Here is a 26,093-nt window from a genome sequence, read left to right as displayed (position 1 = left end):
TACTGATCGGCTACTGAAGTGATTGAGCAACGCTTGCATAGCTGGGGCAGGATCACTAAGCGATTGAGCGCGCCAACGGCCGATATTGCAAGCCGTAGAACATCTCCAGATAGCGTGCCGTCTCGGTGCGCTCCAGGTTGCTGACATATTTCCAAAAGCCATAGACCCGCGACAGCGTCATCATGCGCTCGGCATAACGGCGCCAGGTGTAACGCTCCTCGACGCGCGCTAGGGCACCGTCGGACAACGCCAACCACTGATCGCCGTCCTCAGCGCAGCGGCGCAAGAAGTCGGCGATCAGCGTCGCCGAGGCTTCACCGTGGTTCGGGTCGATATGAAAACCTGACACCCCATCCTCGATGATCTCGAGCGGCCCACCATAGCGAGTCGCGAACACCGGCAAGCCACAGCTCATCGCCTCGATCACCGTCAGTCCGAAGGCCTCGAACAGCGCCGGCTGCACAAACAGGCCGCGGCGATCGGCGATGCTGCGATAGAGCTCGCCGGCGAGCGGCTTCTCGAGATGAATCCCAAGCCAGCGCACCTGCCCATCGAGCCCATGATGGTCGAACAGGTAATGCATCGCCTCGATCTGCTCGCGCTCCTCGTCATCACCCGATCGGCCCGGATCGACATGACCGCCGACCAACACCAGATTTGCCTGCTCGCGCAGCTCCGGGCTATTGCCAAACCAGTCGACCAGGCCGGTGATGTTCTTGATCCGGTCCAAGCGTGCCATGCTGAATAGCAGCGGCCGCTCGTGCTCGGTTAGCACACCACGTGATTCACCCTCACGCGGACCGCCATAGATGAGCTCCGCGATCTCATCCTGCAGATGGATCAAGCGCCGCTCAGCATCGGTGTAGGGAAAGTAGATGTCTTCATCCGCGCCCGGCGAGACGATGTTGAACTTAGGATCATAGACATCGACGCCGGAGACCACCCGATACAGCCCCGGCATGGTGAAGCTGGTGTAGCTCTCGTACTGGCCGACGCTGTCGTCGGTGCCGGCGATCTCCTGATAGGTGCTGGTAATGACGAAGTCGGCGCTGTTGATCGCGATGAGATCTGCGGTGAACTGGGCCGAAAAATGATACCGCTCCTCGTTGTCGCGCCAGTACAGGTCCGAGAGCAGGTATTTGGTCTTCTCCAGCGCATGAGCAATATTGCACTGGCTAACGCCCAATCGCTGCGAGAGCAGCGAGGCGACCAGATTGCCATCGGAATAGTTGCCGATGATCAGATCCGGCCGGCCACCCAGCTCGGCCAAGAGTTCGCGCTCGGCATCCAGCGCAAAGGCCTCTAGATAGGGCCAGATGCGGAAGCGCGAGACCCAGTGCGGCAGCACCTCACCAGCAGCATTGCGGAATGGTACGCGCAGGATCACCGCGTTGCGAGTCCCGGCAATCGGCTCGAGGCGCTCGTTACACATGGTGCCCTCAGACTCGGGGATGAGCCGGGTCAGTACCACCACGCGTGGCTCGATATCGATCCCCTGCTCGGCCAGCCGCTGGTGCATCTCGCGCTCAAGCGCGCGCACCTGATCCAGGATATAGACGACCTGGCCACCGGTATCTGGCCGCCCGAGCACGTTCGACTGCCCGAACCAACCGTGCGGCGAGACGATCGCAATCGAAAAGATCATCGGCACCCGGCTCAGAAAGCTCTCCAGCGACTGCGGCGAGGGCGCCTCGAGGATGTCGAGCAACAGGCCCATGGTCTCGCGGATACGCGCGGCATCATGGCCCCAACCGGCCTCGAAGCCGAACCCCCGCAGGTCTGCTGAGAGCTCAGCATAGGGCGCATGACTCGGCCGACGGCGCAGCGGGATCATCGCCTGGCGCAAGGCATTGCGCAGCTCGACAACGCTGTTAATCGCATCGTTCAGCATCAGCTGATGGCCACGATAGCTGTGCATGCGCAAAAAGCCGAGCAGGCGCTGATCGCCTTTACCTAGCTCATCGAACAGGCGGCTGGAGAGGCGACGATTGAGGAACTCGACACCACGGCCAATCGAGCCCTCCTCGGTGAGCTTCTGCTGCTCGCGGTAGAACGGACGCAGATCGATCTCTAGCCCGAACGGATCATCGTTGCCACCAGTGGCCAGATGCTCCTTGAAACGCAAAAACTCGGAGACCGTGACCTCATTCAGATCCATGGTCTCCAGATGGATGCGTAGATAATCCCACTTCGCGACCCTGCGGCGCAGCGCCAGATAGACCCAAGAGGCATTGATCGCCGCCTCCTGCGCCTGCAACAGTGCTCGCGCAAGTGCGGTGTCCGCGATCTGGTCATCGTCGCGACACAGCTGTTCGAGCGCATCTTGCAGATCACTCTGCAGCAAGAACGGCCGCTGCAACCCGATCAGGTGATGCATCACCCGGTGCGCCTTGCTGCGATTCTCGGAGAGAAAGGCGGCGAGCGCAGGGATGCGGGCATTGGGGACCTCTGCTTGCATCGGCATCTCCCTAGTCCCTCCCGCCCAAGCGCCACTCGTCGAGGAAGGGTGCATAGAATCCGGGATCTCGCACTGTCGCCCCCCGCTGGCCGACGATGGCCGAGGCAAAGGCCTGCGCACGATCCAGTGTCTGCTGCACCGGCCAGCTGCGGATCAGCCCTAAGATCAGCACCGAGGCGAAGCCATCGCCCGCGCCTACGGCATCGACCACCTCGATCGCGCCGGCTGGCGCCACGCGGCTGACAGTCCCATCGACATCCACTGCAAAGGCGCCCGCGGCGCCGAGAGTGGCAAATACGGCCTCAAGCTCGTAGCGCTCCCGCAACCGCTGTGCTCGGGTCTCGATAGCGTCGCCCTCAGGCGCCAGCAGCGCCAGCTCATCGGCGTTGAGCTTGACCCAGGTCGCGCCCTCCAGCAGCTCAAGCAGCCGCTCTTTCCGCCACCAGGGATCGCGCAGATTCACGTCCAGAAAGATCGACGGGCTGAGTCGCCCCCGCAACATCCGCAGCGCATCTGCCGACACCGAGTGCCGCAATGCCAGACTGCCGTGATACAGCAGCGTCTGCTGCGGCAATGGCGGCAGCGCTGCCGCATCGATGTGGTCGTAGGCGCGATCAGGAACGATCTCGTAGCTCGGTTCACCGCCGACGAGCGAGACCTGCACGGTACCCGTGGCATGCTCAGGATCACGCTGCACCCCCAGGGTGGTCATCCCCTGCTCGCGCATCGCCGCATCAATCCGCTCGCCGAGGGCATCTTCACCGACACGACTCAAGAACACCGGATTCAGCCCGAACGCGGCCAGATGCCAGGCGACGTTGAAGGGCGCGCCACCCAGCACCTCGGCGCCATCGGGAAAACAGTCAAACAGGGCCTCGCCGAAGACAAGTGGCGGCTGTTGATGATCGAACGGCATGGTGCTGGACTCCGCGAGCTGTGGCGATCGAAAAGGTTGATCATGCTAAGGGCGTGCGGGTCACACCCGCAAGCCGCGGGTCTCAGCAAATCAACACATCACCCTACAACCAGCATCCTTAACCCTCTCCTACTGAACAATTCTCAATCGAAGGCTTGCTTGTATATCAGAAAAGTCTTATATTCTTACTTAGCTACATTCAAACGCCTTTAAAGGGTTAATGACTCGATGCTGGGCACCACCGATGTGTCGCCCTCGTCGCTCTACCCCTCCGGAGTTTTCTCAATGAATACAGAATCGATGACCTTGTCCTCAACCGATGCTCATCGGGACGCCGTGCAAGGCGATACACTCGAGATCCGGCAGGTGGCGGTCAATGCGCCCCTGCGGTGGCTCGCGCAAGGTTGGGGTACCCTGACGAAAACACCCTTGATCAGTCTGTTCTACGGCTCGCTCTGCGCGCTCGCTGGCTTCGCGGCGCTGACCATGAGCCGCGCAATGCCAGGCTTGACGTTGAAATTTCTGATCGTGCTCTTGCTTCTGGGGCCATTCCTGGCCGCGGGGCTCTATGTCGCCGCGCGTCAACATCTGGCCGGCGAGCGGATCGGGATTCGTGCCAGCCTGGCGCTCTTTGGCCAGCGGCGCTCCAGCCTGGCCTTGTTCGGACTCTTGCTGATGTTCGTCGTCGCCTTTTGGACGCTGGCATCGGTGGTGATCTTTGCCATCAAGGTAACCACCCTGGCACCAACCTCCAGCGGCTATGTCACCCTGCTGGGCGGCGGCATGGACCCCTTGATGATGCTCTTCACCTTGGCCAGCAGTGCCTTGCTAGGCGCGGCGGTGTTCGCAGCCAGTGTCGTCGCAGTGCCTTTGATCGTCGATCGCGATGCCGGCCCGATCGCCGGTGTTCAAGCCAGCTGGCGCGCCGTCAGCCTCAACCCCGCACCGATGTTGCGTTGGGCTGGCTTGATCCTCGGCCTGATGATCATCGGTGCGCTAACGGCCTTCGTTGGCATGATCCTGATCTTTCCGCTGCTCGGCTACGCAAGCTGGTATGCCTATCGTGACTTGGTCGGCGAGGCCGCTTGATCGACAGCCCGCCCCGCTTGCGCCAACGGATGGCGCCCAACAACTCGGTCCAGTGCGATCGGCATTGCCACCCTTGAGGCAGATCAAGCATGGTCATCGCCGATCGCCAAACCATGACCAACGACGACCGAGAGGACGACCGAGAGGACGACCGAGAGATCGAAGGTTTCCAGTCGCCCTAGATCTCGACGATCGATTTGTACCATCGATTTGTACCATCGATTTGTACCATCGATTTGTACCATCGATTTGTACCATCGATTTGTACCATCGATTTGTACTTTGTCGATCGGCCTCAATCCACCTCCGCATCTGCTGCAGCAGGCATGACGGGTTCAACAGCCACTGCAGCAGGCCGAGCCAAGAAGCGCATGGCCTCGGTAGCCCCACAGGGGCGAGCGAACAGATAACCTTGACCGAGATCGCAGCCAAGGTCATGCAGCAGATCCCGCTGTTCTTGGGTCTCGATGCCCTCGGCGACCACTTGCATCCCCAGGGCCTTGGACATCGCGATCATCGCCGCCACCAGGGCGCGATCTTCATCGCAGGTGCACATGTCGCCGACGAAGCTTCGATCGATCTTGATGCAATCGATCTTGAAACGGCGCAGATAGTTGATCGACGAGTAGCCGGTGCCAAAATCATCGATGTGCAGCGCAATCCCGAGTTCGGCCAAGGCCTCGAGACGCGCGCTGTTGATTGGGCTGATGTCCATCAGCACCGACTCGGTGATCTCGATATGGAGTTGGCTGGGCGCCAGCTGGAACTGCTGCAGATAGCCTTGAAGGCGCTCGATCAACGAACCGCGCAGCAATTGCAGCGGCGAGATGTTGATCGCCACGGGCACCGTCTTTAGCCCCACCGCCGCCCAGCGCGCGAGCTGCGCGCAGACCTCACGCATGACCCAGTCGCCAAGCTCCTCGATCAGCCCGGTATGCTCGGCAATCGGGATAAAGCGCGCTGGCGAGATCACGCCGAGCTCAGGATCGGTCCAGCGCAGTAAGGCCTCGAATCCAGCGATCTGCATCCCTTCGATGGTAAACAGCGGTTGGTAGTAGACCTGAAAGGCGCGCTCGACCACAGCCAGCCGCAGGCGATGTTCGAGCAGGAGCCGTTCCGAAGCCTTGCTGTCGAGATCGGGCGAGAAGAACCGATAGGTATTACGACCATCCGCCTTGGCGCGGTACATCGCCAGGTCAGCACAACGGATCAAGCCCTCGGCATTGTTGGCATCGCGCGGAAACTCGGCGACACCAACGCTGGCGGTGACCACGTAATGGCCAACGCCCAGGTCGAACGGCTTCGCCGTTTCCGCCAAGATCCGCTCGGCCAGGCGCGCCGACTCGTCGTTGTCAAGCAGCCCGCCGATCACGAGCAGCAGTTGATCACCGCCAAACCGCGCCAGCTGCGCTCGGCCGCGCAAGGCCTCGACATCGAGCTGGGTTCTAAACCGCTCGGCCAAGATCCGCAGCAGCCGGTCGCCGCTCGCATGGCCAAGGTTGTCGTTAATCTGCTTGAAGTTATCGAGGTCGAACAAGAGCACGGCGAGCGGCTCGCCAGCGGCTTGACAGTGCTGCAGATGGGTTTGCAGCAGTTCGCGGATCAGGTGTCGATTGGGAAGACCGGTCAACTGATCATTGAATGCCAAATCTTCGATCTGCTTGCGATAGGTACTCAGGCGCTGGCCCATCTCGCGCACATCGTCAGCGAGGAGGCCCATCTCGTCATTGGAGCGCACATCAATCGCTGGGGTCAGGCTGCCGGCACCAATCGCCTGTGCCGCCTTGCGCAGCTGCGCGAGCGGTGTCAGCACGAGCCGACGTAACGAAAGGTACAGGACCAGCGCCAACAACAGACCTGAAGCCAGCGTGATGGCCACAATCTTCAACGCCAGGTCTTGCAGTGGCTCCAGTAAGGCATCAGCGGGCAAGAGCGCAACGGCGGTCAAACCCGCCCCGACGGGACGCACCTGCAGCAGCCGATGACCACCCTCCCAATCGATCTTGAGCGGCTCGAGTTGCGGCGCCTCTGCGCTCGTCGCGATCTCCAAGATCCGCGCTAGGAGCGCGTCATCCGTAGCCGCCGCATGACCAGCCGCAGCCGCATCACCAGCGCCAAAAAGCATCTGGCCGTCGCGAGACACCAAGAACAGCCACCCGAGGTTCGGTCGCAGCTCGTTGACCTGTGCGTAGAGCCCCGCGAGCGACACCGTCAGCGCGATGAATCCGCGCAAGCGATAAGCACCCTCTGTGGCATCGCTATAGCCGAGCGAAAGCCGAACGGGTCGATAGAAGATGAGGCTATCGTTGTCCAGGTCGAGCAGTTGCGACTCTGGGATCGGAAGCTGTCTCAACAAGGCCGCTTCGACCGCTGAGTCGACCCCGATCACACCGCTCACCACCCCCGCCGCGCGTGCGTCCTCGCGGCCATCGGGCATCAGAAAGCGAACCATTAGATACTCGGGGTACGTCCGCCGATAGTCTTGAAAGAGCTTCAGCAGCGGCGATTGGAACAGCGAGTAGCGATCCTCCGGATTGTTGCTGCGCGCGTAGCGCTCGGTCTCTGGGGCGATCGCGAGCAGATCAAGGCTCGCGTTCGCATTCTCGAGTAGCGCTTCGGTCGCCTGCTCAACGCGGTGCAGCGCCGCATCGAGGCTTTGCTCGGCCTTGCGCTGCAGATCAGCGCCTGAATAGTTCCAGCTCAGCCAGCCAGAGGCCAGCAGCGGCAGCGCAATCAAGGGCACCAGCGCTAAGGCTAATTTCGCTTGCAGGCGCACGGATCAGCGACCGTGGACGATCGCTGAGTAGACTTCGACACGCTGGCGCACCGCCTCGGGTGACAGCGGCTTGTAGTGCTCGCAGCGGGCAAGCGTCTCGGGTGGAGGGTAGATCAATGGATCGCTGAGAAACTCGGTGGGCAACAGTGCCTCGGCAGCCCGATTGGGCGTTGCATAGTGAAGATAGCGGGCATTCTGCGCCGCCACCTCGGGACGATTGAGAAAGTCGATGAAGGCTAGGGCTAAATCAGACTGGCCCTGCGCGCCAATCGTCAGATAGTCGATCCAAATCGGCCCACCTTCTTCTGGCACCCGATAGCGGATCGCGTCATGCTGCTCCATCAGCATCGCCGCATCGCCGCTGTAGCTCATGGCCGCCACCAGCTCACCAGTGATCAGCGGTGATTCCGGGCCCAGTTCTAAGGTGCCATAGCCGCGCAACGCGGGTTTTTGTTCCAACAGCAGTGCGGTGGCTTGCTCGATCTGCTCGGGATCGTCGCTATTCATCGAGAAACCCAGCGCCTTCAGGGCCATGCCGATCAGATCGTAACTGTCGGCGATCATCATGATACGCCCAACCAAGGCCGCATCGGGGCGAAACAGATCCATCCAACGCCGTGGCGGTTCCGGCACCAAGTCAGCCCGGTAGGCAATGCCGGTGGTGCCCCAGAAATACGGCACCGCATAACCGCTGGTCTCTGGGTAGGCCTGATCGATAGCCTTGTCGATATGGCGCAGGTTGGGAACCTGTGCCACGTCGATGGGGCGAATCCAGCCCCGTCGCTGATAGCTCGCAATGGCGCTGCTATCGAGCACCGCGATCTCGAATCCCTGACCATCGCTCTGCACGACAAAGCGATCACGCGCATCGTCACTCTCGAAATAGTCGAATCTGACGCGCGCCTTGAATTCCCGCTCGAACATGTCGACGAGGGCCGGATCGAGATATTCTGGCCAGGTCAACACCCGCAGTTCGCGTGTCGGTGCCTTTGTTGCCCAAGCGGAGGTGCCCTGTGGTTCCTCAGCCAGCGCAGCGCTAGCCAATAAGACCGGGACCAGCAGCACGCGGCTCAACAGCCATGATGTCCGCAGTAAGCCGCACTCGTTCTTCACCCAAAGCCCCATCATTGACAGTGCATGGCCATCGAGGTCGTCATCAATAGCCGTAACCGCCGGTCGTGATCTGCTTGATGACGCCGTCGCGAACCTCAATGCGGTTGATCAAGCGGCGCGGACCGAAGTTATAGATCCAGATCTCGTAGGGCTTACCCACATAATCTATGTAGTCATGCTGCCGCGACGAATCGTAACGCTCCACTGCAACCCGATCCTCGTGCTGCTCGACCTGGGCCGGCTCGCCGCAAAACCGCTTCAGCCGTAAGGTACTGTCACCTTCCGAGATCACGCTGTTGCCACAGCGCAGTGCGTGAGCTGGAGCTGCCGCAAGCAGCAGACAACCGATCAGAGCCAGATGGCGCATGGATACCTCCTCTCCAGGGCTTATCGTGCCGAGCGAAAGCAAGTCTTCGCTGTCGGCCGGTCAGGGATTATAGGCCGATTCTCAGCGCACCTCTCATCGCGCGCCTCTGATCACACCCTGATCGCGTCCCTGATCGCGTCCCTGATCGCACCCTGGTGGCACGCTCGATGACACTCGTCACCGGCTCCAGCACTGGTTCCGCAACGGCATGCAGCGCCCTCATTCATAACGTACTTCGAGGATTTCGAACTCACGTTTGCCACCGGGCGCCTCGACCAGCGCGGTATCACCCTCGCTCTTACCGATCAGGCCACGCGCAATCGGCGAGCCAACCGAGATCTTGCCCTGCTTGATGTCGGCCTCGTCATCGCCGACGATGATGAAGGTGTGTTCTTCGTCCTTGTCGATCTCAAGCACATCCACGGTTGCGCCAAAGACCACGCGACCACCAGGATTGAGCTTGGTGACATCGATGATCTCGGCATTCGAGAGCTTGCTTTCAATCTCCTTGATGCGGCCTTCGATGAAGCCCTGCTGCTCCCGAGCCGCGTGATACTCAGCGTTCTCCTTCAGGTCGCCGTGTGCGCGTGCCTCGGCGATGGCCTCGATCACGCGTGGGCGCTCAACGCGCTTGAGCTGCTCGAGCTCTGTGCGTAACTGCTCGGCGCCTTTCGCCGTGAGAGGGACTCTATTCATGCGGGCATCCTCTTACACTGGGGCGCACCATGGCGCGCCCACTGAATACGTCGGTCAGCACGCGTTGCGGCAACAGTGGGCAAACGCGCGCCATCTTGGATAGCGTTGTTGTCGAAGGTTGGTTTAGGAAGCGGTGCGCTCGATGGGGGACCCACCGATCGATCGACGCGTAGGGATTATGATGACGAGGCCCCGCGGTAAGCGGGACGAGACAACATCGCAGAGACTAACCGCGCACAAGCGCTCAGTAAAGCGTCTGTAACTGGGTAATCTCCAAAAGGTCACCTGCCTGCAAGGCGAGGCAGGTGGCCTCAGCACCAGAGATGGTCGTGGTATAGCTGACCTTGTGTTGCAAGGCCGCGCGCCGGATCGCTGCCGAATCGGCGATCGCCTCCGCCCCCTCCGTGGTATTGACGATAAAGCGCACCTCCCCGTTCTTGATCATATCGACGATGTGCGGGCGCCCTTCCTTGACCTTGTTGACCCCAACACAGTCCATCCCGGCATCCTGGATCGCCCGTGCCGTGCCGTGGGTGCCGTAGAGCGTAAAACCCAGCTCGAGGAGCTTGCGGGCGACCGCCAACATCCGTGCCTTATCCGCATCGCGGATGCTGAGCAAGGCCTTTCCCGGACGTGGCAACGCCATCCCGGCCGCCTCCACCGCCTTGCCGAAGGCCTCGGCAAAGGTCTTGCCGATCCCCATCACCTCGCCGGTCGACTTCATCTCCGGCCCGAGTAGGGTATCGACACCAGGAAACTTGACGAAGGGAAACACCGCCTCCTTGACGCAGTAGCGATTCGGCGCGACCTCAAGCAGCATGCCCTGCTCAGCCAATGAGCGCCCGGCCATGCAGCGCGCACCGACCTTGGCGAGCGGAACACCGACCGCCTTGGAAACAAAGGGTACCGTGCGCGAAGCCCTTGGGTTGACCTCAAGCACGTAGATATCCTCACCCTTGATCGCAAACTGGGCGTTCATCAGCCCGCGCACGCCGAGCGCCAGCCCCATGGCCGCCATCTGCTCGCGCAGGCGGTCTTGCAGCTTGGCGCTCAGGGTATAGGGCGGCAGCGAGCAGGCCGAATCACCCGAGTGCACCCCGGCTTGCTCGATGTGCTCCATGATGCCGCCGATCAGCACCGACTCGCCGTCGCAGACGGCATCGACATCGACCTCGATCGCGTCCTCGAGGAAACGGTCCAACAGCACCGGTGCCGCGTTCGAGACGCTGACCGCGGTGCGGATATAGCGGCGCAGATCCTGCTCATCATAGACCAGTTCCATCGCCCGCCCGCCCAGCACATAGGAGGGACGCACTACCAACGGATAGCCGATCTCAGCCGCCCGCTCCACCGCTTCGCTCTCGCTGCGCGCAGTCGCATTCGGCGGCTGTTTCAGACCCAGCTCCGTAATCAGACGCTGAAAACGCTCGCGGTCTTCGGCATGGTCGATACTGTCAGGTGAGGTACCGATGATCGGTACCCCGGCGGCCTCCAGGTCGCGCGCCAGCTTCAGCGGTGTCTGCCCGCCGTATTGGACGATCACGCCATAGGGGCGCTCGGTGTCGACGATGGCGAGGACATCCTCGGTGGTCAGCGGCTCGAAATAGAGTCGATCGGAGGTGTCGTAGTCGGTCGAGACGGTCTCCGGATTGCAGTTGACCATGATGGTCTCGAAACCATCATCGCGCAGCGCGAAGGCGGCGTGAACACAGCAGTAATCGAATTCGATGCCCTGCCCGATCCGGTTCGGACCACCGCCGAGCACCATGATCTTCTTGGCGTCAGTTGGCACCGCCTCGCACTCTTCCTCATAGGTCGAGTACAGGTACGCCGTGCTGGTCGCAAACTCAGCAGCGCAGGTATCGACGCGCTTGAACACCGGCCGGATACCAAGCTCACGCCGGCGCTCGCGGACCACCTCCTCGGTCTGCTTGGTCAGCGCAGCCAGACGCCGATCCGAGAATCCGCGTCGCTTCAGCCCGCGCAGGCGCGCTGCATCCAACGCTGCAAGCCCCTGCACCCGAACCTCATGCTCGATCGCCACCAGCTCATCGATCTGCGCCAGGAACCAGGGATCGATCTTGGTCAGCGCCTGCACCTCGTCCAGGGTCATCCCGGCGCGCAGGGCATCGGCCAAGTAGAAGATGCGCTCGGCGCCCGGCTGGCGCAGCTCGGTGCGCAGTCGGCTCAGCGACTGCGGATCGGACAGGTTCAACATCTCGTTGAGACCGTCCTTGTCGGTCTCGAGCCCGCGCAGCGCCTTCTGCAGTGACTCTTGGAAGGTGCGGCCGATCGCCATCACCTCGCCCACTGATTTCATCTGCGTGGTCAGATGGGCATCGGCGAGCGGGAATTTCTCGAACGCAAAGCGCGGGATCTTGGTGACCACGTAGTCGATCGCCGGCTCAAACGAGGCCGGGGTCGCGCCGCCGGTGATCTCGTTGCGCAGCTCATCAAGGGTGTAGCCAACCGCGAGCTTGGCGGCGACCTTGGCGATCGGGAAGCCGGTGGCCTTGGATGCCAGCGCCGAGGAGCGCGAGACGCGCGGGTTCATCTCGATGATGATCATGCGCCCATCGTCGGGATGGATCGCGAACTGGACGTTCGAGCCGCCGGTATCGACGCCGATCTCGCGCAGCACGGCGAGCGAGGCATCGCGCATGCGCTGGTATTCCTTGTCGGTCAGCGTCTGCGCCGGGGCCACCGTAATCGAGTCGCCGGTGTGCACACCCATCGGGTCCAGGTTCTCGATCGAGCAGATGATGATGCAGTTGTCCTTGTGGTCGCGCACCACCTCCATCTCGTACTCTTTCCAACCCAGTGCGGATTCCTCGATCAGCAGCTCGTTGACCGGCGAGAGATCCAGCCCGCGGGTGCAGATCTCCTCGAACTCCTCATGGTTGTACGCGATGCCACCGCCGCTGCCGCCCATGGTGAACGAGGGCCGGATGATGGTCGGGAAACCGATCTGCGCCTGCACCTGAATCGCTTCTTCCAGACTATGCGCGATCGCCGAGCGTGGCATGTCGAGGCCGATACGGCGCATCGCCTGGCGGAACAGATCGCGATCCTCGGCCTTGTCGATCGCCTCGCGCGAGGCGCCGATCATCTCCACGCCGTAGCGCTCGAGCACGCCTTCGGTGACCAGATCCAGCGCGCAATTCAGCGCCGTCTGTCCGCCCATGGTCGGCAGCAGCGCATCCGGGCGCTCATGGGCGATGATGCGCTCCAAGACCCGCCAGGTGATGGGCTCGATGTAAGTCGCATCGGCCATCTCCGGATCGGTCATGATCGTCGCCGGGTTCGAGTTCACCAGCACCACGCGGAATCCCTCTTCGCGCAGCGCCTTGCAGGCCTGGGCGCCGGAGTAATCGAACTCGCAGGCCTGCCCGATCACGATCGGCCCAGCGCCGATGATCAAGATGCTCTGGATGTCTGTGCGCTTGGGCATAGGCTGAGAGGCGTCCGAAATCTGCTACGTAAAAAGGTTGTGTTTGTTTAACGTGAATCTTGCGCGATTCACCTACCCTCTATCCACTCTCTACTCTCTACTCTCCACTCTCCACTCTCCACTCTGCTCACTGCCCGCCCGAGCGCGCGTCCATCATGCTGACGAACTGGGCAAACAAGGGCTCAACGTCATGCGGGCCCGGGCTCGCTTCAGGATGCCCCTGGAAGCTAAAGGCCGGATGCGCACGGTGGCGCAGCCCCTGCAGCGAGCCATCGAACAACGAGCGATGGGTCGCCTCGACCGCAGCCGGCAGGCTCTGCTCATCGATGGCAAAGCCGTGATTCTGGCTACTGATCATGACCTGTCCGGTCGTCAAGTCCTGTACCGGATGGTTGGCACCATGATGACCAAACTTCATCTTCACGCTCTGCGCGCCGCAGGCGAGACCAAGCAGCTGATGCCCGAGACAGATGCCGAACAGCGGCACATCACGCGCCAGCAGTTCACGAATGGCCTCAATCGCGTAGCCGCAGGGCTCGGGGTCGCCAGGACCGTTACTGAGGAAGACGCCGTCCGGGGACAGTTCGAGCACCTCGGCAACCGAGGTCTGCGGCGGCACCACCGTGATCCGACAGCCATGGTCGACCAGCAGCCGAAGGATATTGCGCTTGATGCCAAAGTCGTAGGCGACGACATGGTGTCGCAAGCGCTCGTCATCCCAGGCGAGCGGCTCGGGCAATCCTTGCTCAAGGCTCCAAGTGCCCTGAGTCCAGCGATAGGCGCTGCTGACGCCGGCCTCACGCGCGAGATCCATGCCCTTGAGTCCAGGAAAGGCGGTAGCCGCGACCAGGGCGCCCTGCTCGTCGAGATCATCGCCGGCCATTAAGCATCCGTTTTGCGCCCCCTTCTCGCGCAGCAGTCGGGTCAGACGTCGGGTATCGATGTCGGCGATGCCAACCACCCCCTGACGCTCGAGATACGCACTCAGGGTCTCGTTGCGGCGGAAATTGCTCGCGAGCACCGGCAGATCGCGAATGATCAGGCCAGCGGCCTGGATCGCGGGCGACTCCTCATCCTCCTCGTTGGTACCGGTATTACCGATGTGCGGATAGGTCAGGGTGACCAGCTGCCGCCGATAAGACGGGTCGGTCAGGATCTCTTGATAGCCCGACATGGCCGTGTTGAACACGACCTCACCAACGCTTTGGCCGCGGGCGCCTATTGATGTCCCGCGAAAGACAGAGCCGTCTTGCAGGACCAAAACCGCAGGAATAGTCAACGCAGCCTCCGAGGCAGTCGGTGGTGCAGAACGCGGCTGATGTCATGAATTGATGGAATCAATCGATGTCACCAATTGCGCCTGAGGCAGCACAGGCTTATCCATGCTGCCTGCCGGGCGAAATGCCCGACCATCAATGGCCGCCCAATGCGACCCTTGTTGCAGTGACACATGCGACCCAGCAACAATGTGGTAGACGACGACCGTGGCGTACCCACTCAGGCAAAGGGTGTACGCTTCAAGTCGAGCGCTGGCGAGGGCTCATCAAACATGCCCGCACTAAGACCGCAGTCCGCTCGTGAAAACCGTTAAGCCGTCGCCGTACAAAACGGCCAGGATGTTAGCGAAAGCCTCCGCCGCTGTCCATGGTTAGTGCTGCAGCGCAACAACTGCGTCACAAAATGTGCGACGCTTTGTCCGTTGACGCGCGAGGAGCGGTGCTCTTGAGCACTAGATCTCGAGGTCGTCATGGCGCAACCCGGGGTCAGTTCCATCGACAGATGACAGGGATCGGTAGCGCGAACGACGTTATAGATTGGTCTCGACCCAGCGCACGATACCGTTAGTATCCATGGCCCCGGCTTGCCGCGCGCGTTCTTGACCACCGACAAAGAGCGCCAGGGTCGGAATGCTGCGGATACCAAAACGCATCGCCAGCCCCTGCTCTTGTTCCGTGTTGACCTTAGCCAATCGAGCCCGCGGCTCGAGCCGGGACGCTGCCGCTTCGAAGGCTGGCGCCATCATCTTGCAGGGACCACACCAAGCGGCCCAGAAATCGACCACCAGCGGGATGTCGCTGCGGCTAGCGTGGCGCTCGAAGCTTGCCTGGCTAAGCGCGAGCGGTTGACCGTCAAACAGGGCGCGATGGCACTGACCGCAGCGCCCGCCGTCAGCGAGGCGCTGTGGTGGAAGCCGATTGACCGCATCGCAGTGCGGGCAGACGATGTGGATGGGCGTTGTCATTGGTATGCCTCCAGTGAGGTTCCGAAATGTTGGGTGGCAGCTCTCAGGAGTCGGGCGATCAGCGTGACCGGACAAGGTGATCGGAAAGGCCGTTCGGAAAGGCCGATCGGAAAAACCTCGCTCGCCGAGTACCGATGCCGATTCGAACCAACGCCCGCTTGATTGAGGCCGTTGCGACAATTATTTTCCAGGCAAGACCCAAGTGCCAATGCGACTTCGCGCTGGCGACTCCGCGCAGGTGCCTGAGCGGCCCAACTCGCCAAGGCCTTGCGCGCCTTAGACCACATCGAGAGACACTATGACCGACTCTACCCATACGGCCGCCGTTACGGCTGCCGACTTCGAGCGCATCGTCATCCAGGGCTCCTTTGAACGTCCGGTACTGGTCGACTTCTGGGCCGACTGGTGCGCACCTTGCCGGCAACTGATGCCGATCTTGTCGCGACTCGCCGAAGAATTCAAAGGTCAATTCTTCCTCGCCAAGGTCGACACCGAGGCCGAGCAGGCACTGGCCGCGCAGTTTGGAATCCGCAGCCTGCCGACGGTACAGCTATTCAAGGACGGCCAAGCAGTCGACCAGTTCATGGGCGCGTTACCCGAGGCGCAGATCCGCGAGTTCCTATCACGGCACATCCTTCGCGCCTCCGATCGGCTGCTCGAACAGGCACGTCAGGCGATCGCCACAGGCGATCTGACAGCAGCAGCGGCACTGGTCGACCGAGCCGAGCGTGATGATCCAAGCAACAGCCGCGTCTTCATCGCCAAGGTCCAGCTGAGGGCAGCAGAGGGCGACGCCCAAGGCGCACTCGCGCTGCTGGAGCACACCCCACTCGATCTGGCTGCTGATCCAGAACTCGCGGCACTGCGCGGGCGGCTGGCATTCAGCGCAGCGGTCGCTGATGCACCACCTGCCGCAGCACTGAAGGCAACCCTCGAAGCGACCCCTGGAGATAGTGCTGCACGATATCAGCTGGCGGCCCATCAAGTGTTGGCCGGTGACAACGAGGCAGCACTGGAGAATCTGCTGACGTTATTAAAGCGTGACCGTCAGTATGGCGACGATGCAGCACGCAAAGGCATGGTCGCGATCTTCGATCTCCTGGGGAGTCATGACGAGCTGGTGACAGGCTATCGGGCGAAGATGTTGAGCAGTCTGTACTGAAGCCTGCCGTTACAGTGAACTGATGGCCTGATGTTCCGGATCTCCGCCCCATGGACGCGGTGTACAGCGATCTGCTGGGGAGCTTGGCCAGCGCGTCGTCATCCAGGCCCGACCCGCCTGAGCACCAAGGGCTCGGTGAACCAGCCAAACTGCGCCCAGGGATGCCCTTCCCACCACAAGCACAACGGCCGCTGCCCGCGCTTGGAGTCACCCTCCCAACCGCAGCCCGCAACACCGGCAACCGCAAGCAGTTCGCCTTGACCATCGAGAAGCAGCGGTACATAGGCTCGCAGCCAGGCGGGAACACCGCCCTGCTGGAACAGGTTCTTGAGTGTTCGACTCGGTCGATTCGGTTGCCGGCAATGCAGGCCAGGCGAGCCAAAGCGAACGATCATGGCAGGCACATGAGGCAACCTCTGGCAGGATGCTGCGCTCCCCACTGGGCACGCCGAGTCATCGGCCTCGAGGCGCAGCCTGCCCAAGCCCAGCGGCAGTTGCAGTGGCTGCCGCCCATCCCAACTCAACTCGGTCGCGGGGCGCGGCGGCAAGGGCGCCAGCGCGAACAGATCATCGCGGTAGCAACGCAGTTCGCATCCCTCCCAGGCGACCAGGGGCTGGGCATCGGCGCGGGCCTGAGCGACCTCGCTCAAAATCCTCTCTAAGCGCGGCCGATTTGGCGCTCGAAAGCCTTGCCGCGCCAACCAGCGCCGCAACACTGCGCGGGCGCGCTCGGATGCTAGCGTCGACAGGCGCGCGGCCGAAAGTGTCGTCGGCCGCGAGCCGGCAACCGTTGGCAGCAGTTCATCAGCCAGCGTATCGATCAGCACAGCGGCCTCAGCGCAGTGGGCGGCGCTGCGGGCGATGGTGGTTGACGCTGATGGCCAGCGCTGGCGCAAGACCGGCATGATCTGATGGCGCAGCAGATTGCGATCGAAGTCGAGATCCTGATTCGACGGATCTTCGAGCCAGCACAGCCGATGCTGCTCGGCGTAGGCACGCAAATCGGCCTGTGCGAACCCGAGCAACGGGCGGATGAGGGTTCCAGCTCCCAGTGCTGCGCACGCTGGCATTGCGGCTAAGCCGTGGACACCGCTGCCGCGGAGCAACGCGAGCAGCAGGGTCTCGGCCTGATCGTCGCGATGCTGCGCGGTCGCAAGCCAGTCGCCAGGGCCAAGGCAATCGGCAAACAGGCGTCGGCGCGTCGCGCGTGCCAGCGCCTCTAGGCTTTGGCCCCGACGACGCTCGATCTGCGCCCGCCGCGCATGGAAATCGACACCCAGCTGATCACAGACGCTGCCGCAGTGGCGCGCCCAAGCACCGGACTCTGGATGCAGGCCATGGTCGACATGGATGACACTCAGTACCACATCAAGCTCAGCGCGCAGCTCAACACAGGCATGCAGGAGAACGTGGGAATCGCAGCCGCCGCTATAGGCGATCCAGAGCCGCTGAGAACGCGGCGACCGCGCCAACGCGGCCGCCAGCAGCGGCCTCAGTCGATCAGCGGAGAAGGCGGCATCAGGCAAGGAGGGCAAGGCGCCGGCACAGCGATGGATATGGCTCGATACCCGTTGCCAGCGGGGTCGCCTCAGCCCTTAAAATGACCGTAGCCGCGCAGGCGCTGATAGCGCGCCTCGACGACCTGATCAACGGGCTGGCTCGCGACCCGCGCGAGTTCATCCACCAGCACCATCTTTAGCGACGAGGCCGTGTCGTCGATATTGCGATGCGCGCCACCGCGCGGCTCCGGTACCACGGCATCGACCAAGCCAAGCTCGTAGAGCCGGTCTGAGGTGATCGCCATGGCCTCAGCCGCCAGTTGTGCCTTCTCCGCACTCTTCCACAGAATCGACGCGCAGCCCTCTGGCGAGATCACCGAGTAGGTGCTGAACTGGAGCATGATCAGGCGGTCGCCGACGCCAATCGCTAAGGCGCCGCCGGAACCGCCTTCGCCGGTCACGGTGACGATGATCGGCACCCGCAGCCCCGCCATCACCTGCAGATTGCGTGCGATCGCCTCGCTTTGGCCGCGCTCTTCGGCGCCAACGCCGGGATAGGCCCCGGGGGTGTCGATAAAGGTCAGGATCGGCAGCCCGAAGCGCTCGGCCATCTGCATCAGCCGGAGTGCTTTGCGATAGCCCTCGGGCCGCGGCATACCGAAATTGCGCTGGATCTTCTCCTTGGTGTCGCGGCCCTTCTGGTGGCCAATGACCATCACCGACTGGCCGTCGAGCCGCGCCAAGCCACCCACAATGGCGCGGTCGTCGGCAAAGGCGCGGTCACCATGCAGCTCTTGGAAGCCGTCGAAGATACGGTCGACATAGTCGAGAAAATACGGCCGCAGCGGATGTCGCGACAGCTGCGAGATCTGCCACGGCGTCAGCGACGAGAAGATCTGCTCGGTCAGCGCCCGACTCTTGGTCTCGAGATGCTCGATCTCGTCGGCGATATTGATGCCGTTTTCTTCATCACCCGGGCCATGACGGCCAAGATGACGGGCGCCCAAGGTCGCACCGAGATGCCGAAGCTCTTCGATCTTCGCCTCAAGCTCGGCGACCGGTTGTTCAAATTCGAGAAAGTTCAGGTCCATGGGGTGGGGATTCTACGTGAAATCAGGTCGCAGTTGACAGCAGGTTTTCGCCTGCCCGGCGCTGCAAGGCTGATCGCTCCGGGCAAGGTGATCGCGGATCGGATATTCTCACGATCTGTAAAGCCGCCACCTCGATAGCAGCAGTCAGCCGTATGACACCACAACCAGACTCCCGCTACATCGTCTTGATCAGCGTCCACGGACTCATACGCGGCCATGACCTCGAGCTCGGTCGCGATGCCGACACCGGTGGACAGACGCTCTATGTCGTCGAACTCGCCCGCGCCCTAGCCCAACGTGACGACGTCGACCGGGTCGACCTCTTCACGCGCCTAGTCGTCGACTCGCATGTCAGCGCAGACTATCAGCAGCCCGCCGAGGACATCGGCCCCAAAGCGCGTATCGTGCGCATCGAGGCGGGTCCAGCCGAGTATCTGCCAAAAGAGCAACTCTGGGATCATCTCGACACCTTCGCTGACAATATGCTCAGTTTCCTGCGTGATCAGGACATCGCACCGACCCTGATCCACAGCCACTACGCTGACGCTGGCTATGTTGGCACCCGGGTCTCGAGCCAGCTCGGTGTGCCGCTGGTGCATACCGGACATTCGCTCGGACGCGTCAAGCGCCGCCGCTTGCTCGCCTCCGGTGTCAAGCAAGAGATCATCGATGAACGCTATCGCATGGATCGGCGCATCGATGCCGAGGAAGAAACCCTTGGCGCCGCCAGCCTGGTCGTCACCAGCACCAGCCAGGAGATCCAAGAGCAGTACGGACTCTACGACCACTACCAGCCCGAGCGCATGTCGGTCATCGCACCCGGTACCGACCTGACCCGCTTCCATCCGCCGGATGGCAGCGAGCAAAAGGCGTCGATCAAGCAGGAGCTGGCGCGCTTTCTGCGTGACCCGAAGAAGCCGATCATCCTCGCCCTATCGCGGCCCGACGAGCGCAAGAACATCGCCACCCTGGTCGATGCCTTCGGCGAGTCCGAAGAGCTGCAGCGCAATGCCAACCTGGTGATCATCGCCGGCAACCGCGACGACATCCGCGATCTCGATAGCGGCGCCCAGCAGGTTCTGACCGACATCCTGATCCTGATCGACCTCTACGACCTCTACGGCAAGGTCGCCTACCCAAAACACCATCGGGCCGACGAGGTGCCAGTCCTGTATCAGCTAGCCGCAGCCTCGCGCGGGGTCTTCATCAACCCGGCGCTCACCGAACCATTTGGGCTGACGCTGATCGAGGCCGCCGCCAGTGGCCTACCGATTGTCGCCACCGAAGATGGTGGCCCGATCGATATCATTGGCCACTGTAAGAACGGCATTCTGATCGATCCGCTCGACAAGCAGGACATCACCAAAGCGTTATTGAAGGTGGTGAGCGATGCCTCGCGCTGGCGCAGCATGTGCAAGAATGGCCTCCGTGGCGTGAAGGAACACTATTCCTGGCAGGCCCATGCCGAGAGCTACATGGAGGCGATCAGGCCCCTACTCGAACAGGTCGAACCACCGCCAATGGCCCCAGTCGCGCGGCGGCCGATGCTCTATCACGATCGCGCCATCTTCACCGATCTCGATCAGAACCTGCTCGGTGATCCGGATTCGCTCGCCGACTTCTTGCGCATCATGCGTGAGAACCATCGCTGCACCAGCTTCGGCATCGCCACTGGGCGACGGCTCGACTCGGCACTGGCGGTGATGCGTCGCTACGGCATCCCGCGCCCCGATGTCCTCATCACCGCCTTGGGCACCGAGATCTACTACGCCCCGCAGCTGACCGCCGACGATGCTTGGGCTAGGCACATCGACCACCTCTGGTACCCGCGCCGGGTGCGCGACGTGCTCGCCGACCTGCCTGGCATCAAGCGCCAGCCCAAGTCGGAGCAGAGCCGGTTTAAGGTCAGTTTCTACATCGACCCTGAGCACGCCCCCTGCCTGGACGAGATCGGCAGCATCTTGCATCAGGCCGACCTGAACGTGCATCTCAATCTGTCGTTTGGCCAATTCCTCGACGTGGTACCAGCACGCGCCTCGAAGGGCCTGGCCCTGCGCTACGTGGCCGACCAGTTCGGCATCCCGATCGAGCACTGTCTGACCGCTGGCGGCTCGGGCGCCGATGAGGACATGATGCGCGGCAACACCCTGGCCGTGGTCGTCGCCAACCGCCATCACGAGGAACTCTCACAGCTCACCGATACCGAGAGCATCTACTTTGCCGAACAGCCGTTTGCGGCCGGCATCCTTGAGGCGATTGAGCATTATCGGTTCTTCGATGCCTGTCGGGTGCCGGTGCGGCCGGAAGATGACAAATCGCTCGAGTAATCCGCCGAGTAATCCGCGTTTTGAGCCTGCAGAGCAACGAATGCCATCAGTGAGCTTGAGCAGGCGCTCGGCAACCTAGCAACCCTGCGGCTTCGAACGCCGTCTAGGCAGCCCGTCTACGCAGCCCGCTAGGCAAGCCTGTCGGCTACAGGCTCAGCAACAAGCGTTTCATTGCAAGCTGACACTGACGCGGCTGGACTGGCCCTTTCCATCGATCACGGCAATGGTTGCGAAACCAGGCCCCTCGGGGCGCCATTGGACACTGCGGGCGTAAGGCGCCTGCGCAATCGGCCTGCCATTCGCCAGCCACTGAAACGGCGGCGAGCCATTGCGCACCTTCAGCGTCAGCTCCGCCCCGCCCCCCAGTCCGAGCCCCAGCCCAAGATCGACCACCGCGCCATCTGGCGGAAAGGCGATCTCGAGCTGATCATCAGGTTCACTCGAGGGATTACCGCCCACGCGACGCAGCGGCAGGGGCAACTCGGCGCTCACGGCCATCAGCACCGCCGATGGTGGCCCTGGCAGCGGCATCCGTTCATCGAGACGCGAAAAGGCATCGTAAAGGATCGGCACCGCCGCCTCAGTGCCAGTCAGCCCCGGCACCGCGGCGCCATCCGGTCGCCCCACCCAAACCCCGATCACCTGCTGGCCATCAAAGCCAAGCGCCCAAGCATCCCGGTAGCCATAGGAGGTTCCGGTCTTCAGCGCGATTGCACCGCCGCTCAGATCGAGGCGTTGCGCCCCCGACAGGATCGAAGCGAGATACCAGGCCGCGCGTGGCGATAGCACCGGGTTGCGTTCAGCCACCGCACTTGTTCGGATGTGCATGCCGGAAGCTCCGCTCCGCCTCGCATAATCCGAGGAGTCCGGGTGTGTCGCAGCGCCCGCAGAACGCATTCGCTCCGCGGAAAGCCTCGGGTCCGAAGAAACGGTTGCGTCCGCAGAGACCCTTGCGCGATCAGGGCCTATTGGGTCTCTCAGTCCATCCTGCAGCATGACAGGATCACCACCGCGAGCAATCGCCGCATAAACGCTCACCAGATCGGTCAAGCTAAGCCCCACCCCACCGAGTCCAATCGCCAGCCCAGCGCCAACCGCTGCCTCCGGCAGGCGCGGCTCGGCCCCCGCCCGCCGCAACCGCGCCAGCAGCCGCGCCGGCCCGACCCGTTCCAGCAGCGTCACTGCAGGGACATTCAGCGACTGTTGCAGCGCTGCGCGAATCGTCACTGTACCTTGAAAGCCGCGATCGAAATTCTCCGGCACATAGCCACCGAAGGCGCGCGGACGATCGTCGATCAGGCTTTCCGGATGCGCCAGCCCGAGCTCGAACGCCAGCCCATAGATCAGTGGCTTCAGCGTCGAGCCTGGCGAGCGCGCGGCACGCGTCATGTCGACAAAGCCATCGCGCTCAAACTCCAGCAGCCCGGCCGAGCCGACGCTGGCCAAGACCTCCCCGCTGCCATGATCGGCGACCAAGATCGCAACCGAAACCGCATCCGGCAGTTGCTCGGCACGCTCAGCGGCCAACGTCTGCAGACGCGCTTGCAGGCGTGCATCTAGGGTCAGCCGATGCACACCAGCCGCTGGCGAGAGCGCCCGCGCGCGACGCGCCAGATGCGGCGCCAGCATCGGAAATGGCCGTCGCCGGGTCGGAATCGGCTCGCGCCGCGCCGCGGCTGCAGTATCGGCATCGATCAACCCCAGCGCTTCAGCCCGCGCCAAGACCCGATCGCGCCCGCGCCGCGCTGCATCCGGCGAGCGATCCGGCCGACGCTGCTCCGGCGATTGCGGCAAGGCCACAAGCAACGCCGCCTGCGCCGGTGTCAGTCGCCGCGGCTCTCGGTCGAACCAGGCCAATGAAGCCGCCCGCACACCCTCGTGGTTGCCGCCAAACGGGGCCAGGTTCAGATAGGCCTCGAGCACCTGATGCTTATCCTCAACGCGCTCAAGCGCAAGCGCCCCGCCGAATTGTCGCCATTTATCTTCAAGCGAGCCCGTCGCGAGCCCCAGCCGCAGCCGCACCACCTGCATGGTCAGCGTCGAGCCCCCGGAGACAATCCGGCCCTGGCCCAAGGCCTGCCAGGCCGCCCGCAGCAAAGCCCAAAGATCCACCCCCGCATGCTGCCAGAAACGCCGATCCTCGTAACCGAGCAACATCCGCAGATACAGCGGATCAACCTCGTCCAGACTCACCGCCAGCCGCCAGCGCCCATCGTCCACCGTAAATGCACGCAGGAGCTGGCCGTTGCGGTCCAGTACCAGCGGCGAGGTCTCAGCTGCGAGATCTGGCGGCTGGCTGGCGCGCAGCCCGTACAGCGTCAGTGCCACGGCGGCCAGCAGCAACGCGGCAGTACCAAGCAACAGGGCAACGCTTAGCCCCGCCCGCCGAATCGCCACCGAGCCCCTCGAGTCCATCACTCAGCCAACACAACGGCTCCGCCTTGGCATCGGTTGACGACTCATGACTACTCAGCGACCGGCACTGCAAACAGGTCGTGCTCACCCGTTGCCGTGATCTCAACCTCAATGAAGTAACCCGGCTCAAGCTCCCAGGCGCCATCGATGATCACAGTGCCGTCGATCTCCGGGGCATCGGCATAGCTGCGTGCGATCACTTGCTCCTCGTGAACCTCATCGACGAGCACGATCTCGCGCTTGCCGACACGCTGCGCGAGCTTGTCGCGACTGATCTCGGCCTGCAGGGCCATGAAGCGCTGCCGGCGTTCCTCCTTCAGCGCCTCTGGCACCGGGTCGGCCAGCGTATTGGCCGCGGCACCAGCAACCGCCGAGTAGCTGAAACAGCCGACCCGATCCAGCTGCGCTTCGCTCAAGAACGCCAGCAATTGCTCGAAATCGGCATCGGTCTCACCGGGGAAGCCAACGATGAAGGTACTCCGCAGCACCAGCTCAGGGCAGATGCGGCGCCACTCCACGAGACGATCGAGCACCTTTTCGGTCGCCGCCGGTCGCCGCATCGCCTTCAGCACTGACGGACTGCCGTGCTGCAGCGGCATATCCAGATACGGCAGGATCAGCTCATCGGCCATCAACGGGATCAGCCGATCCACCTGCGGATAGGGATACACATAGTGCAATCTGATCCAGGCCTGCAGCTCACCCAAGCCACGGGCCAGGGTCTCGATATCGGTCGTTAGCCGTTTGCCCCTCCAAAAGTCGGCCTGATAGCGCAAATCAACCCCATAAGCGCTGGTGTCTTGAGAGATCACCAGCAGCTCGCGCACTCCGGCGTCGACTAAGCGATGCGCCTCATCCAGCACACTGCCGATCGGCCGGCTGACCAGGTCGCCCCGCAAGCTCGGGATGATGCAGAAGCTACAGCGATGATTGCAGCCCTCGCTAATCTTGATATAGGCGAAGTGATCCGGCGTTAGCTTGATCCCTTGCGGCGGCATCAGATCGACAAAGGGATTGTGCTCAGGCGGCGGCAGATGGGTGTGGATCGCCTCCAGCACAGCATCCTCGGCCTGGGGGCCGGTCACCGCCAAGACATCCGGATGTGCCTCGCGGATCATCTCCGCACGCGTGCCCAAGCAACCAGTCACCACCACCCGTCCGTGCTCGTCCAGCGCCTCGCTGATCGCATCGAGCGACTCCTCGATCGCCGCATCGATAAAGCCACAGGTATTGACCACTACCAGATCAGCCCCGGCGTAATCCGCCGCGATCGCATACCCATCGGCCCGCAAGCGCGTCAGGATGCGCTCGGAATCGACCGTTGCCTTGGGACAGCCGAGACTGATGAAACCCACCTTAGGGATGCTTTTCGTCGCCATGAATTCTGCCTGCGCGTAACCGTCGAGGTGAACGGGAGGTGAACGGAGCCGGATCAAGACAGCTGTTTGAGCTTTCGCAAGCGCCGCCGAAAAACGCCTGCGCCTGACCCACGTCAAAATTCGTCGAGATGCCCTTGACGAATTAGAGTTTGCTTATATACTAATTCTCAAGCTTCAGCTCCACCATGAACCAATAGGAGGTTCAACATGTTAGCACCACTCGCAATCGTCGCACTGTTGATCGGTGGCACCCAAGCCGCTCTGGTCGTTTCGGATACAGACGTCGCCAAGAGCAACCAAGCTCAGGTCGTCGAGGTCCAGACGGTCGACACCTTTAGCACCGCCGCCGAGTAAGTCCACCAGCGAATCCGCTCGGAGACTTCTCAAGCTACCGGGCCGACGACACCGAGGTCGGCCCGGTTTGCTTTTCTGGCATTGCCAGGGAACCCCACAGGGTGATAGCGTGTCTACCTGTTACTTGGGGGCGACATGGCTTCGACGTGGGTCACAAAACCCGAGGTGCATGCCGAGGTGCGGGCGACCTCGTAAATCCAACCGCAAATCTATAGTTGCCAACGACGACAACTACGCTCTCGCTGCTTAAACCCAGTGGGCCTCACACCGTCACTTGCCTGTGGGCGGCGGATTCGTGGGGTAACATCACACAGGATCGCGATACCGGGGGCCTGGACCGAGATCGCTAAAACCTAATTCGGGCTCGCTGACCAATCGCCCTGCCCTTCGGGCGGTGGAAGGCTAAAAACAATAGAACGGGCTAAGCATGTAGGACCGACGGCGGAGGGCTTGCGGACGCGGGTTCGATTCCCGCCGCCTCCACCATTTTAGAAAGTCAAGGCACTGAATCTAAAGGAGAAAAGGAAGTCTCCCCTGTGCTGTACCCACAAAGCTACCCACAAACGAAATTGGATTGTAAGGGTTCTTTTGGCAAAGCTGCTCAGACCTGCAGCAACTCATCTCCCAACTTAGTAAGTGTCCATTAACTACTTCCCGATTTGTTTGGCCTGATTGTGTAGTTCAGGTTGGGGCAGAGCCGTCGTCGCCGGATGTTCAGTGTCGCCATTTCTCGTGTACTGACCTTGATGCCTTTGGCA

The 26,093-nt window shown here is 62.3% G+C and carries 18 protein-coding genes and 1 other RNA gene; 5 read left to right on the top strand and 14 right to left on the bottom strand.

The features are described 5' to 3' along the window. Positions 1 to 55: 55 nt before the first annotated feature. Positions 56 to 2,458 carry a sucrose synthase gene (locus CCR96_RS11605; RefSeq protein ID WP_201220288.1) on the bottom strand — a complete coding sequence of 801 codons (2,403 nt, stop codon included), beginning with the start codon at positions 2,456 to 2,458 and terminating at the stop codon, positions 56 to 58. Positions 2,459 to 2,468: 10 nt separating this feature from the next. Beyond that, entirely contained in the window at positions 2,469 to 3,374 is a 906-nt protein-coding gene (locus tag CCR96_RS11600; RefSeq protein ID WP_201220287.1) for a carbohydrate kinase family protein, read from the bottom strand. A 285-nt stretch (positions 3,375 to 3,659) separates the two neighbouring features. On the opposite strand from CCR96_RS11600, the gene CCR96_RS11595 reads away from it, so the two are divergent. Next, positions 3,660 to 4,463, top strand: a complete 804-nt coding sequence (locus CCR96_RS11595) for a DUF2189 domain-containing protein (protein WP_201220286.1) — start codon at positions 3,660 to 3,662, stop codon at positions 4,461 to 4,463. A gap of 83 nt (positions 4,464 to 4,546) precedes the next feature. On the opposite strand, the gene CCR96_RS25085 is transcribed toward CCR96_RS11595, so the two are convergent. The 8 genes from CCR96_RS25085 to trxC form a co-directional block, all read right to left on the bottom strand. After that, positions 4,547 to 4,669, bottom strand: a complete 123-nt coding sequence (locus tag CCR96_RS25085) for a hypothetical protein (RefSeq protein ID WP_274601108.1) — start codon at positions 4,667 to 4,669, stop codon at positions 4,547 to 4,549. Positions 4,670 to 4,758: 89 nt separating this feature from the next. Further along, positions 4,759 to 7,239 (bottom strand): EAL domain-containing protein, encoded by a 2,481-nt coding sequence (locus CCR96_RS11590; protein WP_201220285.1) that lies wholly within the window; start codon positions 7,237 to 7,239, stop codon positions 4,759 to 4,761. A 3-nt stretch (positions 7,240 to 7,242) separates the two neighbouring features. Next, the gene (locus tag CCR96_RS11585) at positions 7,243 to 8,304 is read right to left on the bottom strand and encodes a polyamine ABC transporter substrate-binding protein (RefSeq protein ID WP_338035878.1); all 1,062 of its coding nucleotides are present in this window, start codon (positions 8,302 to 8,304) and stop codon (positions 7,243 to 7,245) included. Between the two features lie 91 nt (positions 8,305 to 8,395). Continuing rightward, a complete protein-coding gene (locus CCR96_RS11580; RefSeq protein ID WP_201220283.1) occupies positions 8,396 to 8,719 on the bottom strand; it encodes a DUF2845 domain-containing protein in 324 nt (107 codons plus the stop codon). A gap of 219 nt (positions 8,720 to 8,938) precedes the next feature. Next, complete coding sequence (gene greA, locus CCR96_RS11575) at positions 8,939 to 9,415, bottom strand: transcription elongation factor GreA (RefSeq protein ID WP_201220282.1); 477 nt, start codon at positions 9,413 to 9,415, stop codon at positions 8,939 to 8,941. Positions 9,416 to 9,659: 244 nt separating this feature from the next. Continuing rightward, complete coding sequence (gene carB / locus CCR96_RS11570) at positions 9,660 to 12,866, bottom strand: carbamoyl-phosphate synthase large subunit (protein ID WP_201220281.1); 3,207 nt, start codon at positions 12,864 to 12,866, stop codon at positions 9,660 to 9,662. 127 nt (positions 12,867 to 12,993) lie between these two features. Then, positions 12,994 to 14,145 carry a glutamine-hydrolyzing carbamoyl-phosphate synthase small subunit gene (carA, locus tag CCR96_RS11565; RefSeq protein WP_201220280.1) on the bottom strand — a complete coding sequence of 384 codons (1,152 nt, stop codon included), beginning with the start codon at positions 14,143 to 14,145 and terminating at the stop codon, positions 12,994 to 12,996. 528 nt (positions 14,146 to 14,673) lie between these two features. Beyond that, the gene (trxC, locus tag CCR96_RS11560; RefSeq protein WP_201220279.1) at positions 14,674 to 15,108 is read right to left on the bottom strand and encodes a thioredoxin TrxC; all 435 of its coding nucleotides are present in this window, start codon (positions 15,106 to 15,108) and stop codon (positions 14,674 to 14,676) included. 298 nt (positions 15,109 to 15,406) lie between these two features. On the opposite strand from trxC, the gene trxA reads away from it, so the two are divergent. Beyond that, positions 15,407 to 16,270 (top strand): thioredoxin, encoded by an 864-nt coding sequence (gene trxA / locus CCR96_RS11555; protein ID WP_201220278.1) that lies wholly within the window; start codon positions 15,407 to 15,409, stop codon positions 16,268 to 16,270. A gap of 98 nt (positions 16,271 to 16,368) precedes the next feature. Here trxA and tilS read toward each other — a convergent pair whose 3' ends face one another. Together tilS and CCR96_RS11545 are read right to left on the bottom strand one after the other, a co-directional pair. After that, positions 16,369 to 17,805: a tRNA lysidine(34) synthetase TilS gene (gene tilS, locus CCR96_RS11550; protein WP_242518957.1), complete on the bottom strand. Its 1,437-nt coding sequence runs from the start codon at positions 17,803 to 17,805 to the stop codon at positions 16,369 to 16,371. 53 nt (positions 17,806 to 17,858) lie between these two features. After that, positions 17,859 to 18,860 (bottom strand): acetyl-CoA carboxylase carboxyltransferase subunit alpha, encoded by a 1,002-nt coding sequence (locus tag CCR96_RS11545; RefSeq protein WP_201220277.1) that lies wholly within the window; start codon positions 18,858 to 18,860, stop codon positions 17,859 to 17,861. Between the two features lie 152 nt (positions 18,861 to 19,012). On the opposite strand from CCR96_RS11545, the gene CCR96_RS11540 reads away from it, so the two are divergent. Next, complete coding sequence (locus CCR96_RS11540) at positions 19,013 to 21,187, top strand: HAD-IIB family hydrolase (protein ID WP_201220276.1); 2,175 nt, start codon at positions 19,013 to 19,015, stop codon at positions 21,185 to 21,187. A gap of 168 nt (positions 21,188 to 21,355) precedes the next feature. Here the strand turns inward: CCR96_RS11540 and pbpC are convergent, their stop codons facing one another. Both pbpC and rimO read right to left on the bottom strand, forming a co-directional pair. Next, on the bottom strand, positions 21,356 to 23,602 hold the full coding sequence (pbpC, locus tag CCR96_RS11535) for a penicillin-binding protein 1C (RefSeq protein ID WP_201220575.1): 2,247 nt from the start codon (positions 23,600 to 23,602) through the stop codon (positions 21,356 to 21,358). A gap of 50 nt (positions 23,603 to 23,652) precedes the next feature. After that, positions 23,653 to 24,981, bottom strand: coding sequence for a 30S ribosomal protein S12 methylthiotransferase RimO (rimO, locus tag CCR96_RS11530; RefSeq protein WP_201220275.1), 1,329 nt, complete (start codon positions 24,979 to 24,981; stop codon positions 23,653 to 23,655). A gap of 207 nt (positions 24,982 to 25,188) precedes the next feature. Here rimO and CCR96_RS11525 point away from each other — a divergent pair, with 207 nt between their 5' ends. Both CCR96_RS11525 and ssrA read left to right on the top strand, forming a co-directional pair. Beyond that, on the top strand, positions 25,189 to 25,335 hold the full coding sequence (locus CCR96_RS11525; protein WP_201220274.1) for a hypothetical protein: 147 nt from the start codon (positions 25,189 to 25,191) through the stop codon (positions 25,333 to 25,335). Between the two features lie 126 nt (positions 25,336 to 25,461). Then, positions 25,462 to 25,821: a transfer-messenger RNA gene (gene ssrA, locus CCR96_RS11520) on the top strand. The last annotated feature ends 272 nt before the right edge of the window (positions 25,822 to 26,093 follow it).

Source organism: Halochromatium roseum, from assembly GCF_016653315.1.
Lineage (GTDB): Bacteria > Pseudomonadota > Gammaproteobacteria > Chromatiales > Chromatiaceae > Lamprobacter > Lamprobacter roseus.
The sequence above is the reverse complement of the archived record's forward strand: the minus strand, read 5'-3'. Positions and strand labels throughout refer to the sequence as shown.

Coding starts and splice junctions, on each gene's coding strand:
- CCR96_RS11605 (WP_201220288.1), bottom strand. CDS start 2,458: ATGCAAGCAGAGGTCCCCAATGCCCGCATCCCTGCGCTCGCCGCCTTT.
- CCR96_RS11600 (WP_201220287.1), bottom strand. CDS start 3,374: ATGCCGTTCGATCATCAACAGCCGCCACTTGTCTTCGGCGAGGCCCTG.
- CCR96_RS11595 (WP_201220286.1), top strand. CDS start 3,660: ATGAATACAGAATCGATGACCTTGTCCTCAACCGATGCTCATCGGGAC.
- CCR96_RS25085 (WP_274601108.1), bottom strand. CDS start 4,669: ATGGTACAAATCGATCGTCGAGATCTAGGGCGACTGGAAACCTTCGAT.
- CCR96_RS11580 (WP_201220283.1), bottom strand. CDS start 8,719: ATGCGCCATCTGGCTCTGATCGGTTGTCTGCTGCTTGCGGCAGCTCCA.
- greA (WP_201220282.1), bottom strand. CDS start 9,415: ATGAATAGAGTCCCTCTCACGGCGAAAGGCGCCGAGCAGTTACGCACA.
- carB (WP_201220281.1), bottom strand. CDS start 12,866: ATGCCCAAGCGCACAGACATCCAGAGCATCTTGATCATCGGCGCTGGG.
- trxC (WP_201220279.1), bottom strand. CDS start 15,108: ATGACAACGCCCATCCACATCGTCTGCCCGCACTGCGATGCGGTCAAT.
- trxA (WP_201220278.1), top strand. CDS start 15,407: ATGACCGACTCTACCCATACGGCCGCCGTTACGGCTGCCGACTTCGAG.
- CCR96_RS11545 (WP_201220277.1), bottom strand. CDS start 18,860: ATGGACCTGAACTTTCTCGAATTTGAACAACCGGTCGCCGAGCTTGAG.
- CCR96_RS11540 (WP_201220276.1), top strand. CDS start 19,013: ATGACACCACAACCAGACTCCCGCTACATCGTCTTGATCAGCGTCCAC.
- pbpC (WP_201220575.1), bottom strand. CDS start 23,602: ATGGACTCGAGGGGCTCGGTGGCGATTCGGCGGGCGGGGCTAAGCGTT.
- rimO (WP_201220275.1), bottom strand. CDS start 24,981: ATGGCGACGAAAAGCATCCCTAAGGTGGGTTTCATCAGTCTCGGCTGT.
- CCR96_RS11525 (WP_201220274.1), top strand. CDS start 25,189: ATGTTAGCACCACTCGCAATCGTCGCACTGTTGATCGGTGGCACCCAA.